At 74.9% G+C, this 13,713-nt stretch carries 11 protein-coding genes; 7 read left to right on the top strand and 4 right to left on the bottom strand.

Annotation, left to right across the window (positions count from 1 at the left end; genetic code table 11):
- Positions 1-14 precede the first annotated feature (14 nt).
- The gene (locus E4623_RS06670) at positions 15-308 is read right to left on the bottom strand and encodes a putative quinol monooxygenase (protein WP_134765767.1); all 294 of its coding nucleotides are present in this window, start codon (positions 306-308) and stop codon (positions 15-17) included.
- A 48-nt stretch (positions 309-356) separates the two neighbouring features.
- Here E4623_RS06670 and E4623_RS06665 point away from each other — a divergent pair, with 48 nt between their 5' ends.
- The gene (locus E4623_RS06665; protein WP_134765766.1) at positions 357-2,321 is read left to right on the top strand and encodes a M13-type metalloendopeptidase; all 1,965 of its coding nucleotides are present in this window, start codon (positions 357-359) and stop codon (positions 2,319-2,321) included.
- 31 nt (positions 2,322-2,352) lie between these two features.
- Here E4623_RS06665 and E4623_RS06660 read toward each other — a convergent pair whose 3' ends face one another.
- On the bottom strand, positions 2,353-2,550 hold the full coding sequence (locus E4623_RS06660; protein WP_134765765.1) for a hypothetical protein: 198 nt from the start codon (positions 2,548-2,550) through the stop codon (positions 2,353-2,355).
- A gap of 163 nt (positions 2,551-2,713) precedes the next feature.
- Here E4623_RS06660 and E4623_RS06655 point away from each other — a divergent pair, with 163 nt between their 5' ends.
- The gene (locus tag E4623_RS06655; RefSeq protein ID WP_134765764.1) at positions 2,714-4,813 is read left to right on the top strand and encodes a DEAD/DEAH box helicase; all 2,100 of its coding nucleotides are present in this window, start codon (positions 2,714-2,716) and stop codon (positions 4,811-4,813) included.
- Between the two features lie 96 nt (positions 4,814-4,909).
- On the opposite strand, the gene E4623_RS06650 is transcribed toward E4623_RS06655, so the two are convergent.
- A complete protein-coding gene (locus tag E4623_RS06650) occupies positions 4,910-6,253 on the bottom strand; it encodes a TrpB-like pyridoxal phosphate-dependent enzyme (RefSeq protein WP_134765763.1) in 1,344 nt (447 codons plus the stop codon).
- Positions 6,254-6,332: 79 nt separating this feature from the next.
- Between E4623_RS06650 and E4623_RS06645 the strand changes: the two genes are divergently transcribed.
- Genes E4623_RS06645 through E4623_RS06640 form a run of 3 tightly spaced genes read left to right on the top strand, consistent with a single transcriptional unit; the run spans position 6,333 to position 9,401 of the window.
- Positions 6,333-7,211: an LLM class flavin-dependent oxidoreductase gene (locus E4623_RS06645; protein ID WP_134765762.1), complete on the top strand. Its 879-nt coding sequence runs from the start codon at positions 6,333-6,335 to the stop codon at positions 7,209-7,211.
- 29 nt (positions 7,212-7,240) lie between these two features.
- The gene (locus E4623_RS22520) at positions 7,241-8,302 is read left to right on the top strand and encodes a hypothetical protein (protein ID WP_167736513.1); all 1,062 of its coding nucleotides are present in this window, start codon (positions 7,241-7,243) and stop codon (positions 8,300-8,302) included.
- Positions 8,303-8,345: 43 nt separating this feature from the next.
- Positions 8,346-9,401 carry a hypothetical protein gene (locus E4623_RS06640; protein ID WP_134765761.1) on the top strand — a complete coding sequence of 352 codons (1,056 nt, stop codon included), beginning with the start codon at positions 8,346-8,348 and terminating at the stop codon, positions 9,399-9,401.
- On the opposite strand, the gene E4623_RS06635 is transcribed toward E4623_RS06640, so the two are convergent.
- Positions 9,402-9,833: a hypothetical protein gene (locus E4623_RS06635; protein WP_134765760.1), complete on the bottom strand. Its 432-nt coding sequence runs from the start codon at positions 9,831-9,833 to the stop codon at positions 9,402-9,404.
- A gap of 195 nt (positions 9,834-10,028) precedes the next feature.
- On the opposite strand from E4623_RS06635, the gene E4623_RS06630 reads away from it, so the two are divergent.
- Both E4623_RS06630 and E4623_RS06625 read left to right on the top strand, forming a co-directional pair.
- Positions 10,029-12,803 (top strand): DEAD/DEAH box helicase, encoded by a 2,775-nt coding sequence (locus E4623_RS06630; protein WP_209020551.1) that lies wholly within the window; start codon positions 10,029-10,031, stop codon positions 12,801-12,803.
- Between the two features lie 21 nt (positions 12,804-12,824).
- Positions 12,825-13,532 (top strand): hypothetical protein, encoded by a 708-nt coding sequence (locus tag E4623_RS06625; protein ID WP_245154939.1) that lies wholly within the window; start codon positions 12,825-12,827, stop codon positions 13,530-13,532.
- Positions 13,533-13,713: the final 181 nt, after the last annotated feature.

The following is a 13,713-nucleotide window of genomic DNA, read 5'->3' as shown; positions in this document are numbered from 1 at the left end:
CCGCCGGGCGGACGTCAGAGCGAGGTGAGCGGGTGGATCGCGACCTCGCCCTGCAGCAGGGGCCCGGCGACCTCGAACGCCGTGGCGACGTGGGGCTGGGTCATGTGGAGGTCGAGGTCGGCCTGCGACTCCCACTCCTCGACCGTGACGAAGAGCCCGGGCACCGCGGCCGACTCGTAGACGTCGTAGGCGAGGCACCCCGCGTCGCCCCGAGAGGCCTCGGCGAGCGCCGCCAGGGCCGGCGCCGCGTCGGCGGCGCGGGCAGGGTCGATCGGGACGGTGGCGACGACGCGCAACGAGGAGGTCATGCCCGCGACCCTACGGACGTCGGGCCCCGGCGGATAGGCTCGATGATCGTGAGCATTCTCGACGACGCCCGCGAGGGCATGGACCTCGACATCCGCCCGCAGGACGACCTCTTCGGTCACGTCAACGGCCGCTGGCTCGACACGGTGGAGATCCCCAGCGACCGCTCGAGCTGGGGCCCGTTCGTGCAGCTCGCCGACGCGGCGGAGGCGCAGGTGAAGGAGATCATCGAGTCCCTGGCCCTCGCCACCGCCCGCGGCGACGTCGGGCCGGACGACGAGGACGCCCGCAAGATCGGCGACCTCTTCGCCTCCTTCATGGACACCGACGCGATCAACGCGCGGGGGATCGAGCCGCTGCGGCCGCTCGTCGCCGCCGTCGACGGGTTGCGCGACGTCCGCGACCTGGCGGCGTTCCTCGGTGAGTTCGAGCGGCTCGGCGGCCACGGCCTGTTCGGCTCCTACATCGACAACGACGACAAGAACTCCGACCGCTACCTCGTCAACCTCGTCCAGGGCGGGCTCGGCCTGCCCGACGAGTCCTACTACCGCGACGACAAGTTCGCCGACAAGCGCGAGGCCTACCTCGCCTACCTGACGCGGCTGCTCGCGCTGGGCGGGCACGAGGACGCCGACGCCGCGGCGGCCACCGTCCTGGCGATCGACACCCGGCTGGCCGCCGGGCACTGGGAGCGCGCGGAGACCCGCGACGTCCAGCGCACCTACAACCTGATGACCCGCGACCAGCTCGTCGAGCTCTGCCCCGGCTTCGACTGGGACGCCTACGTCACCAACCTCGGCGGCAACCGCGCCACCATCGCCGAGGTGTGCGTGCGGCAGCCGTCGTACTTCGAGCACCTCTCGACGGTGCTCGCCGACGTCCCGCTCGAGGACTGGAGGGCCTGGCTGCTCAGCCACGTCCTACGCTCGTGCGCGGCCTACCTCACCGACGAGCTCGTGGAGACCAACTTCGACTTCTACGGCCGCACCCTCAACGGCACGCCCGAGCTGCGCGCCCGGTGGAAGCGCGGCGTCGCCTTCGTCGAGGGCGCGATGGGCGAGGCGGTCGGCAAGGAGTACGTCGCGCGGCACTTCCCCCCGGCGTCCAAGGCCCTGATGGACGAGCTGGTCGCCGACCTGATGGAGGCCTACCGGCAGTCGATCTCCGCGCTCGACTGGATGACCGACACCACCAAGGAACGGGCCTACGAGAAGCTCGCGACCTTCCGGCCCAAGATCGGCTACCCCGAGCGGTTCCGCGACTACTCCGGGCTCCGGGTCACCCGCGACGACCTGCTCGGCAACGTGCACGCGGCGTCGGCGTTCGAGACCGACCGCCAGCTCGCGAAGATCGGGGCGCCGGTCGATCGCGACGAGTGGTTCATGCTGCCGCAGACCGTCAACGCCTACTACAACCCCGGCACCAACGAGATCTGCTTCCCGGCCGGGATCCTGCAGAGCCCGTTCTTCAGCCCGGACGCCGTCCCGGCCGAGAACTACGGCGGCATCGGTGCCGTCATCGGCCACGAGGTCGGCCACGGCTTCGACGACCAGGGCGCGCAGTACGACGGCCAGGGCAACCTCAACGACTGGTGGACCCCCGACGACAAGGCCGCCTTCGAGCTGAAGTCCAAGGCCCTCGTCGAGCAGTACGACGTCTTCGAGCCGCGTGCCCTCCCCGGCGAGCGGGTCAACGGCGCACTCACAGTCGGCGAGAACATCGGCGACCTCGGCGGCCTCACCATCGCCCTCAAGGCCTACGCGATCAACCGCGCCCGGCACGGCGAGGAGACCACCCAGGAGGGGCGCGAGACGCTGTTCCTCAACTGGGCCTTCGTCTGGCGCACCAAGCGGCGCCCGGAGCAGGAGCAGCAGTACCTCACCGTCGACCCCCACAGCCCGCCGGAGTTCCGCGCCAACATCGTGCGCAACCTCGACGAGTTCCACGAGGTCTTCGGCACCGTCGAGGGCGACGGGCTGTGGCTCGACCCGGCCGCGCGGGTCCGCATCTGGTAGCGGCGGCGCCGTCGGTCCGCCGAGCCCCCGCTCAGCGGACGACGACGGCCAGCACCGGACGGTGCTGCTCGCCGCGGGTGCGGAGCCCGCCGCGACGGCGCACGGCGTTCGTGACGAAGACGACGCGGTCCGGGCCCGACTCGGCGGCCGGCAGCTCCTCCAGGACGACGGAGCCCGCGCTGCCGGAGGTGGTCGTGGTGGTGCGACGTGGCGTGGGGTTCTGGCGCATGTCGACAGCGTCCTCACGAGGCTTTCGGAATCCTGGGGGAAACCTGTCAGGCCCTCCGGTGGTCTAGGCCGGCGCGAGCCTCGGGCCCGACGCGGTGCCGGCCGGTGCGGTCCCCTGTGGAGGGCCGGAGCGGGCCGTCGGTGGCCGCTGGTAGACACACCCCATGGAGTCCCCGACGACCACCGTGACCCGCGAGCGGGCCGAGGCGCACCTGCGCGCCCTGGTCGGTCGAGACGACGTGAGCCTGCGCGACGACCAGTGGACGGCGATCGAGGCCCTCGCGGTCGGGCGGCGCCGTGCCCTGGTCGTGCAGCGCACCGGCTGGGGCAAGTCGGCGGTCTACTTCGTGGCCACGCTGCTGCTGCGGGCCGAGGGCGCCGGACCGACGGTCATCGTGTCGCCCCTGCTGGCGCTGATGCGCAACCAGATCGCCGCCGCCGAGCGCGCCGGCATCCGGGCGGTCACGATCAACTCCACCAACCTCGAGCAGTGGGACCAGACGCACCGCGCGATCGCGGCCGGCGAGGTCGACGTCCTGCTGGTGAGCCCGGAGCGGCTCAACAACCCGGGCTTCCGCGACGAGGTGCTGCCCGAGCTGGCGGCGACGTGCGGCCTCCTCGTCGTCGACGAGGCGCACTGCATCAGCGACTGGGGCCACGACTTCCGCCCCGACTACCGCCGCATCCGCACCCTCCTCGGCGACCTGCCCGACGGCATCCCGGTGCTGGCCACCACCGCCACCGCCAACGCCCGCGTGACCGCCGACGTCGCCGAGCAGCTCGGCACCGACGCGCTGGTCCTGCGCGGCACGCTCGACCGCGAGTCGCTGCGGCTCGGCGTCGTCCGGCTCAAGACGGCGCAGCAGCGGCTGGCCTGGCTGGCCGACCACCTCGCCGAGCAGCCCGGCTCCGGCATCGTCTACTGCCTCACGGTCGCGGCGACCCAGGAGGTCGCCGACTACCTCCGCTCCCGGGGTCACGACGTCGCGGCCTACTCAGGGCAGACCGAGCAGACCGAGCGGCTGGGCCTCGAGTCGGCGCTGGCCGAGGGCAGGGTGAAGGCCCTGGTGGCCACGAGCGCGCTCGGGATGGGCTTCGACGCCACGCTGGGCTTCGTCGTCAACCTCGGGGCGCCGCAGTCCCCGGTCGCCTACTACCAGCAGGTCGGCCGCGCCGGCCGTGGTCTCGCCGACGGCCAGAGCGCCACCGTCGTGCTGCTGCCCGCCCTGGAGGACCGCGACATCTGGGCCTACTTCGGCTCGCTCTCCTTCCCGCCCGAGCAGCAGGTCCGCCAGACGCTCGAGGTGCTCGCCGAGGAGGGCCGGTCGATGTCGACCGCCGGCCTCGAGACCCGCGTCGAGCTCAGCCGCACCCGCCTCGAGCAGATGCTCAAGGTGCTCGACGTCGACGGCGCGGTCCGCCGGGTGCGCGGCGGCTGGGAGGCCACCGGACGCGACTGGTCCTACGACGAGGAGCGCTACCGCCGGGTGCGCGAGGCCCGCGAGCGCGAGCAGGCCGCGATGCTCGCCTACCTCGACACCGACGTCTGCCGGATGCGCTACCTGCGCGAGCAGCTCGACGACCCCGACGCCGTCGACTGCGGACGCTGCGACAACTGCGGCGGCCTCACCCTCGACGCCGCGGTCTCCGACGTCGCCGTCGCCGAGGCCACCGAGCGCCTGAGCCGCCCCGGCGTCCCGATCGAGCCCCGCCGGATGTGGCCCACCGGGCTGGCCGCGATGGGCATCGAGCTCAAGGGGAAGATCGCGGCCGGGGCCGACGAGGGCCGCGCGGTCGCCCGGCTCACCGACCTCGGCCACGGCCAGGCCCTGCGAGGCCTCTTCGCCGCCGGCGCCGGCGACGTCCCGGTCCCCGACGGGCTGGCGCGCGCCCTGGTCGACGTCCTGATGGACTGGCGCCCGCAGGTGCAGGGCATCGTCGTCGTCGAGTCGATGAGCCGCCCGATGCTCACCGCCGACCTCGCCGCCAACCTCTCCCGCTTCCTCAAGAGGCCCGTCGTCGGCCGCTACGCCGTCGTCGACCCCGACATCGAGCCCGGCCGCGGCGCGATGAACTCCGCCCAGCGCGTCTCCGCCGTGGGCCGCCGCTTCGCCCTCGAGCTCGACGAGCCGGTCGAGGGCAGCTCGCTGCTCCTCGTCGACGACCTCGTGGCCACCGGCTGGACCCTCACCCGCGCCGCCGTCGCCCTCCGCGCCCGCGGCGCCGACGCCGTCCTGCCGCTCACCCTCGGCGTCGAACGCTGACGTCGCCCGCCGCACGCCTCGGCCCTCCGGGCCCTCCTGGGCCTCCTCGACCTCCGCGCGTCCCGGTCGGCGTGCGGCGTCCGCGCACCTGACGGGTCAGATCGTGGGGACCCCCGCCAGCGCCGCGTCGAGGTCGGCGTCGGAGAGGGCGTCGTCCTCGAGGCGGCCGGCCAGGAAGCTCTCGTAGGCACCGAGCTCGAGGAGACCGTGACCCGAGAGACCGACGACGATGACCTGCTCGTCGGTCGCGGCCAGGGCCTCGCGACGGACCTGGGCCAGGGCGTGCGAGGACTCCGGGGCGGGGACGACGCCCTGGGTGCGGGCGAACTCGACCGCGGCCTCGAAGCACTCGCGCTGGTGCAGGGCGGTCGCCTCGATCAGACCCTCGTGCACCGCGTGGGAGACCAGCGGCGCCATCCCGTGGTAGCGCAGGCCGCCGGCGTGGATCGGCGACGGCACGAAGTCGTGGCCCAGGGTGTACATCTTCATCAGCGGCGTGAGGCCGGCGGTGTCGCCGAAGTCGTAGCGGTACTCGCCGCGGGTGAGCGTGGGGCAGCTCGTCGGCTCCACGGCGAGGATCCGCGGGTCCTGGGTGCCGGCGAGCTTCTCGCGCAGGAACGGGAACGCGAGGCCGGCGAAGTTCGACCCGCCGCCGGCGCAGCCGACGACGAGGTCGACCCTCGTCTCGCCCGCCTTGGCGAGCTGGCGCAACGCCTCCTCGCCGATCACCGTCTGGTGCAGCAGCACGTGGTTGAGCACGGACCCGAGGGCGTACTTGGCGCCCTCGTCCTTCGCCGCCAGCTCGACCGCCTCGGAGATCGCGATGCCGAGCGAGCCCGGGTGGTCCTCGGCGAACGCCCTCCCCGACTCGGTGAGCCGGCTCGGGGAGCGGTGGACCTTCCCGCCGAACACCTCGATCAGCGTGCGGCGCTGCGGCTTGGTGTCGTAGGACGCCCCGACCTGCCACACCTCGCACTCGACGTCGAACAGCGAGCACGCGTACGACAGCGCGGTGCCCCACTGACCGGCGCCGGTCTCGGTGGTCAGCCGGGTGATGCCGTTGACGGCGTTGTAGTAGACCTGCGGGATCGCCGTGTTGGTCTTGTGCGAGCCGGCGGGGGAGACACCCTCGTACTTGTAGTAGATCCGGGCCTTCGTGCCGAGCTTCTGCTCCCAGCGCCGGGCGCGGTGCAGCGGGCTCGGCCGGTACTGCCGGTAGACCTCGAGCACCGGCTCGGGGATCTCGACGTACCGCTCGCCGGTGACCTCCTGGGCGATCAGCTCCATCGGGAACAGCGGCGCCAGGTCGTCGGGGCCCACCGGCTGGTGCGTGCCCGGGTGCAGCGGCGGCGGAGGCGGGGTCGGGAGGTCCGCGACGATGTTGTACCAGTGCGTGACCTCCTCGGACGGGTCGAGGGTGAACATCACCGGATCGCTCATGCGCCGGAGCGTAGTGGGCGCCGGTGACGGTCGGCCAGGGTTGCGGGTGCGCAGGCCCGGGGGCTCGTAGGGTCGAGGCATGCGCTTCGGGATCACCCTGCTGACCGACCTTCCCTGGGCCGAGGCCCGTCCACGCTGGGCGGCCGTGGAGGAGATGGGCTTCGACCACGCCTGGACCTACGACCACCTGGTGTGGGGCGGCCTGCCGGACGCGCCCTGGACGTCGTCCACCCCGGTGCTCGGTGCGGCCGCCCAGGTCACCTCGAGGATCGGCCTCGGCACGCTGGTCGCCTCGCCCAACTTCCGGCACCCCTACCTGCTCTTCCGTGACGCCCAGGCCCTGGAGGACGTCAGCGACGGCCGGTTCCTGCTCGGCGTCGGCACCGGCGGCAACCTCGACGCCGAGGTCCTCGGCGACACCGCGCTGAGCGTGGGGGAGCGTGTCGAGCGGTTCCAGGAGCTCGTCCGGCTGCTCGTCCAGCTCCGCGACGGCGACCACGTGACCTCCCCCGGACGGTGGTTCTCGACCGCCGACGCCCGCACGCTGCCGCCGCTGCGCCGGACCCCGCTGCTGGTGGCCGCCAACGGACCGCGCTCGCTGCGCTTCGCGGCCACGGTGGGCGACGGCTGGGTCACCACCGGCGGGCCGGCCGACACCGTGGACGAGTGGTTCGCGGGCCTCGCGACCGCGGTGGCGACGTACGACGAGGCGCTGGAGGCGGCCGGGCGCGGACCCCGTCCCCGCTACCTGCTGACCGACGCCGCCCCGCAGCTCGGTGGGGCGGGCCGCTTCGCGCTGACCAGCACCGCGTTCTTCGCCGACCTCGCCGGCCGGGCCGCCGGGCTCGGGTTCACCGACCTCATCACGCACTGGCCGCGTCCGGACTCGCCCTACGAGGGCTCGGTCGACGTCCTCGAGAGCGTGGCCCGCGAGGTGCTGCCCGGCCTGCAGGCCTAGATCCGGCCACACGGGGCACGGTGCCCTCCGTGACCACCGCTCCCTTCGCCTCCTCGGCGACCCCGCCGCCGCCCCCCGTCCCGCCGTCCGCCGAGCCGGCCTCGCGCCCCGCGACCCTCCGCGCCGACAGCGCGATCGTCGGGCTCGGCGTCGCGCTGCTGGCCGCCACGATCGTGATCTCCACCGTGTACTCCCGTGCGGACGGCGAGCTCGACTGGTCGACGTACGGCGTCGGGCTGGCCGCCACGATCGGGCTGCTCGTCGTGGGCGCCGGGATCCGGTTCCTCTACGCCGGCGCGGAGGGCACCACCGACCTGTCGTCGTGGCCGCTCGCGTTCGGCGCCGTCGGGGCGGGCCTGATGATCGGCGTCGCCCTCGACGACGCCGGCGCGACCGCCTACGTCTCCGGCGTCCTCGTCGTCGCGCTCGCGGCGGCCGCCTACGTGCTGTCGCCGAGCGCGCCGCCGGTCGTGGCCGCGGTCCTCGGCCTGCTCCTGGTCTACGGCCAGACCCTCGACGACACCGGCATCCTCGACACCGAGGACGAGGGCTTCATCCAGGCCGCCGTCGCGATCGCCGTGTTCGTGCTGCTCGTGAGCGCCATCGCCTGGTTCCTGCCCGCCGCCCGGGTCGTCGTCGGCGTGTCGGCGGGCGTCGTCGCCGTGGGTGCCTACCTCGGGCTGATGGCGTTCATCGCCTTCGCCAGCCTCTTCGCGGGTTTCGCGTCCTACGACCCCGAGGCCACCGGCCCGCCCGAGGAGCCCAGCTACGACAACGACGTCTACGTCATCCTGGCCCTCGCGACCCTGCTCGTCGCGGCCTGGCTGGTCGCGGCCTACCTGACCGACGCCCCCGGCTTCCGCCTGGTCGGCGTCGCGATGACGGCCTCGGTCCTGCCCGCCGGGATGGCCGTGCTCGCGGTCGAGCGGCCCAGCCTGTGGGCGCTGGTCGTCGGCGTCCTCGGCGGCGCCGCGCTGCTGCTGGTCGCCGCGCGCGCCCGCCGGATCGCCGCGCAGGCCGGCTCGACCCCGTCCGGCCCCACCCCGGCCGGCCCTCCCCCGTCCGCCCCGCCGCCGCCGTACGCCGGCTGACCGAGCGGCCCTCGACCCGGCGGCGTCCGGCAGGATGCGTCGGGTGAGGAGAGGGTCGGGGCAGCCGGGACGCGTGGTGCTGCACGTCGGCGCGCCCAAGTCGGGCACGACCTACCTGCAGAGCCGGCTGCACCGCAACGCGGTCGCGCTCGCCGTGCACGGCGTCCTGGTGCCGCGCGCCGACGCCGCCGACGGGCCGGCGAGCCTGGCCTTCCGCGCGGCGCTCGACCTGACCGGCGTCCGCCTGGGGCGCGGGCGTGGCTACACCGACGGCTGGTGGGACCGGCTCGTCACGGTGGTCGGCGACCACGTGGCCACCGGCGGCACCGCGGTGGTCAGCGACGAGGCGTTCGCGCGCGCGGACGCCGCGGCGGTGGCTCGGGCGGTGGCCGACCTGCGCGGCACCGGCGCCGTGCTGGACGTCGTCTACACCGCGCGCGACCTCGCGCGCCAGCTCGTCTCGGGGTGGCTCGAGGGCCTCAAGCACGGCGGCACCCGGACCTTCGGTGCCTACCTCGACGCCGCTCGCGACGGCGCGCTCAAGCCGATGCGCGCCTACGACGTCGCGAGCGTGCTCGGTCGCTGGACCGAGGCCCTCGGCGACGCCGGCCGGGTGCACCTCGTGACGGTGCCTCCCGAGGGCGGCGACCGGACCCTGCTGTGGACGCGCTTCCTCGGCGTCGCCGGTCTCGACCCGGCCTGGGCGCCGGAGGAGGCCGCGCGGTCCAACGACGCCGTGGGCCTGCCCGAGGCGCAGCTCCTCCGCGCCCTCAACGAGCGCCTGGGCGTCGCCGCGTCGCGGGGCGGACGGCTGCACGCGGTCGTGCAGGACGTCGTCCGCGACGCCCTGACGGACCGCGGCTCCCCGCGGGTCCGGCTCGACCCACGCCACGCCGGCTGGGTCGAGGAGCGGACGTCGGAGTGGGTGGCCTGGGCGCGCGGCTCCGGCGTCGACGTGGTCGGCGACCTCGACGACCTGCGACCGGCTCCGGTCGACCCGGCGACCTGGGAGGACCCCGACCGCACGGTCCCGGCCGCGCTCGACGCCGCCGACGCGGCGCTCGCAGCGGTGCGCGCCGCCCGCCGCCGCCGGCGGTAGTCACGCCGCGAGGGCGTCGAGCGGCAGCGGCACCAGGTCGACGTCGGTGGCCAGGTGCACCACGTCGGTCGCCACGCCGAGCTCGCGGCAGGCCTCGACGAGGCCGCGCGCCCACGCGCGGTCGACGTCGGTGACGCCGGCGCCGGGCCGGCTGCGCAGCAGCGCGCAGCGTCCGCCGGGAGCGACCTCCTCGAGCAGGTGGCCGGCGAGCTCGGCGAAGCCGGTGAGCATCTCCGGCTCGGGCACCCGGTCGCAGTCCTCGACCTGGGTGAGCCGGGGGAGCGGGCGGTCGTCGGCGTCGACGAGCATCATCCAGGTGCTGTGGCCGGAGAAGCCGAGCGGCTCCATGAGGTCCCGCCAGACGCGCTCGAGGTCGGCCTGGCTGCGGATCACGGGACGGAGGGGCGGGTTCCGGGGCGGTGTCGGGTTCATGCGGCCAGGGTCACCCAGGACGGCGTCGTCCCGCTCCCGTCCTCCACAGGCCCCGCCGGAGGACCCGCCGGAGGACGCGCCGGAGGACGCGCCGCAGGGCCGCCGGAGGACCCGTCGGAGGCGACCGGGGAACCTGCTGTCCGTGCCGGTCGTTACCGTCGGAGTCCCTGCCGTCACCCCTCCCCGAGGTCGCCCGTGAGCTTCGTGCCCGTCACCGGCGTCGCGACCTTCCGCGCCGCCGATCCACCCCGCGACAGCGTGGTGGAGTTCAGCGACGACCGGCGCACGATCGCCCTCCCGATGCGGGCCGCGCTCCCGGTGCTGACCAAGGCCCGCGGCCGCGACGACGTCCACCCCAGCGTGGGCCTGCTCGCCGGTGCCGTCCTGCTCGGGATGCGGCTGGTGGCGGCCGGCAAGTTCGGCCCCGGCGCCGACCTCGCGAGCTGGCGGGTCGCGCCCCTCGACGAGGCCGACCGCGCCCGCGTCGAGCAGCTGGCCCGTGCCCGCGCCCACGACGACCTCGACGTCGCCTCGGCCGCCGACGTCGTGCGGCAGGTGCTCGACGCCGTCGCCGACACGATGCCGCGCAGCGCGCCGGTGAGCACGTCGCGGCGCCCGGTCGGCGCCGGTGCGCCGCCCCGGCAGCCGGTGCGGTCCGGGGCGGGTGCCGACGCGTTCGCCGAGCGGCTCCAGGCCCGGATCGCGCGGCACCGCACGCCCGCCGCGCGCGCCGACCTGCCGCAGCTCGTGCGGATCTCGCTGCGCGTCGAGGCCGACGAGGAGGAGCTCGTCGGCGGCTCGCTGCGCGTGGTCCTCCAGGTCCACGACGAGCAGGACCCGCTCCACGTCTGCGACGCCGGCCTGCTGTTCACCGCCGACGGTGACGTGCACGGCTTCGGCGACCGGGCCCGCACCCACGCCAGCATCGCGCTGCGCAGCGCCGCCGACGCCTGGCCGGTCCTCGACCGGCTGCTGGCCCTGCGGGTGCCCGACGAGATCACGCTCGACACCGACGAGCTGGTCAGCCTGCTCGACCACGGGGTCGGCGCGCTGGGCGAGCGCGGGGTCGACGTCCTCTGGCCGCGCGCCCTCGGCCGCGACCTCAGCTCGACCGCCGTCCTCGACGCGACGCCGCGGCAGGGCGCGGCTGCGGCCGGGCACCGCGAGGAGCCGCTGAACCAGCCGTTGCTCGGCACCGAGACGCTGTTCAGCTTCCGCTGGCAGCTCGCCCTGCACGGCGATCCGCTCACCGCCGAGGAGATGGACGCCCTCGCGCAGGCCGCGTCGCCGGTCCTCAAGCTCCGCGGCGCGTGGACCGTCGTCGACCCCAGCGTCGCCCGGAAGGCCCGCAAGCGCCTGATCCGCACCGTCAAGCCGGCCCAGGCGGTCGCGGCCGTCCTCACCGGCGTCGTCCAGGTCGAGCCCGACGTCGAGACCTCGGTGGTCGTCGGCGCGTCCCTGCTGAAGGTCCGTGAGCGGCTCACGACGGCCGCCACCCGCGACCCGGTCGAGCCACCCGCGGCGCTGCGGGCCGAGCTGCGCGACTACCAGAAGCACGGGCTGACCTGGCTGGCCGAGCTGACCTCGCTCGGTCTCGGTGCGTGCCTGGCCGACGACATGGGGCTCGGCAAGACCGTCACGCTCATCGGGCTGCACCTGCACCGCGTCGCCGCGGGCCACCCGGGCCCCACCCTCGTGGTGTGCCCGGCGAGCCTGCTCGGCAACTGGGAGGCCGAGATCCGGCGGTTCGCCCCCGGCACCGCCGTGCGCCGCTTCCACGGGTCGCAGCGCAGCCTCGACGGGCTGGGCGGGCCCGACGGGCCCGAGGAGCAGACCATCGACGGCTCCGGCTCCGGGTTCGTGCTCACCACCTACGGCACCATGCGGGTCGACGCGAGGACGCTGGCCGCCGTCGGCTGGGACCTCGTCGTCGCCGACGAGGCGCAGCACGTGAAGAACCCCGCGTCCTCCACCGCCCGTGCGCTGCGCACCATCCCGAGCGCCGCCCGGGTCGCGCTCACCGGCACGCCCGTGGAGAACAACCTCACCGAGCTCTGGGCGATCCTCGACTGGGCGATCCCCGGCCTGCTCGGCAGCCGCAACGCCTTCCGCAAGGCGTGGGCCGCACCGATCGAGTCCGGGCAGGAGCCGACCAGGGCGCGGCAGTTCGCCGACCTCGTCGAGCCGTTCCTGCTGCGGCGCCGCAAGTCCGACCCCGGCATCGCGCCCGAGCTGCCGCCCAAGACCGAGACCGACCACCCGCTCACCCTCACCCGCGAGCAGGTCGTCCTCTACGAGGCCTTCGTGCGCGACACGATGGAGCGCATCGAGCGTGCCGACGAGGACGCCCGCCGCGGCATGGTCCTCGCCCTCCTCACCGGCCTCAAGCAGATCTGCAACCACCCGGCCCAGTTCCTCAAGCAGTCCGGCGCGGTCCGGCTCACGGGCCGCTCGGAGAAGCTCGACCTCCTCGACGAGCTCGTCGGCACGGTGCTGCCCGAGGGCGGGGCGCTGCTCGTGTTCACCCAGTACGTCGCCATGGCCCGGCTGCTCGAGTCCCACCTCGCCAAGGGGGGCGTGCCGCACCAGCTCCTGCACGGCGGCACCCCGGTGCGCGAGAGGGAGGCGATGGTCGCGCGGTTCCAGGCGGGCGACGTCCCGGTCTTCCTGCTCTCGCTCAAGGCCGGCGGCACCGGGCTCAACCTGACCCGCGCCGACCACGTCGTCCACGTCGACCGCTGGTGGAACCCCGCCGTCGAGGAGCAGGCCACCGACCGCGCCTACCGGATCGGCCAGACCCGGCCGGTGCAGGTGCACCGGATGATCATGCGCGGCACCGTGGAGGAGAAGGTCGCCGAGCTGCTCGGTCGCAAGCGGGCGCTCGCGGACGCCGTCCTCGGGCGCGGCGAGCAGGCCCTGACCGAGCTCGACGACGACGAGCTGCGCGACCTCGTCGAGCTGCGCCGATGACGGCGCGGGGCCGGTGACCCGGTGAGCGCCGCCGTCGTCGCGCACCCGCCGATCCCGGCGCGCCGCGGCGCACCGCGCGCGACGACCTGGTGGGGCAAGGCCTGGGTCCGCGCGGTCGAGGAGGCCGCCTACACCGAGAGCGACCTGCGCCAGGGCCGCTCGCTCGCGCGGCGCGGCGCCGTCGGCGGGATCTCGCTGGCCACCGGCCGGATGGTCGCGGCCGTCGCCGACGAGCGGGTCCAGCACGGGCTCGTCACCGTCGACTGCCGGCTGCCGGTCCTCGACGCCGAGGGTCTGGCCGGCCTGGTCGAGGTGGTCGCCGCGGAGGCCGGCCGGGTCGGCTCGCTGCTGGCCGGCGACCTGCCCCACGGCCTGGTCGAGCACGCCGACGAGGCCGGCGTCGAGCTCCTGCCCGACGGCTACGAGCTCGAGGCGACGTGCACCTGCGTCGGCTGGCTCGACCCCTGCCCGCACGCGCTCGCCGTGCTGTCCCAGGTCGCCTGGCTGGTCGACGCCGACCCGATGGTCCTGCTCCACCTGCGCGGGCTGCCCCGCGACGACCTGCTCGCCCGGCTGCACGCCCGCACCGTCGCGCCGCCCTCGTCGCTGGAGGAGGACCAGGACGACGAGGCCGAGCTCGACTCCGCGGTCGACGCCGCCGCCCGCGCCGTCCGCATCCTCGAGCTCCTCGACACCGGCGACGCCGGATCGATCGACCACCTGCTGTGAGGGTGGGCCCGGTCCGGGTCCTCGCACCGGCTGCGGCCGCACCTGCCCGTCACCGGTCGGACCGGCGGCCGCGCGGGTAGGCGCCGGGCCGGGGCGCGTGCGGGCTCCGTGAGGCCGGCACGAGCCGGCGCGAGCCGGCGCGAGCCGGCGCGAGGGCTGGGTGAGGGCACCCTTATCACGA

It is taken from the genome of Nocardioides sp. 1609 (assembly GCF_004522105.1).
In the GTDB taxonomy this organism is placed as follows: domain Bacteria; phylum Actinomycetota; class Actinomycetes; order Propionibacteriales; family Nocardioidaceae; genus Nocardioides.
Note: the sequence above shows the minus strand (reverse complement) of the source record. Positions and strands in the feature narration are given on the sequence as shown.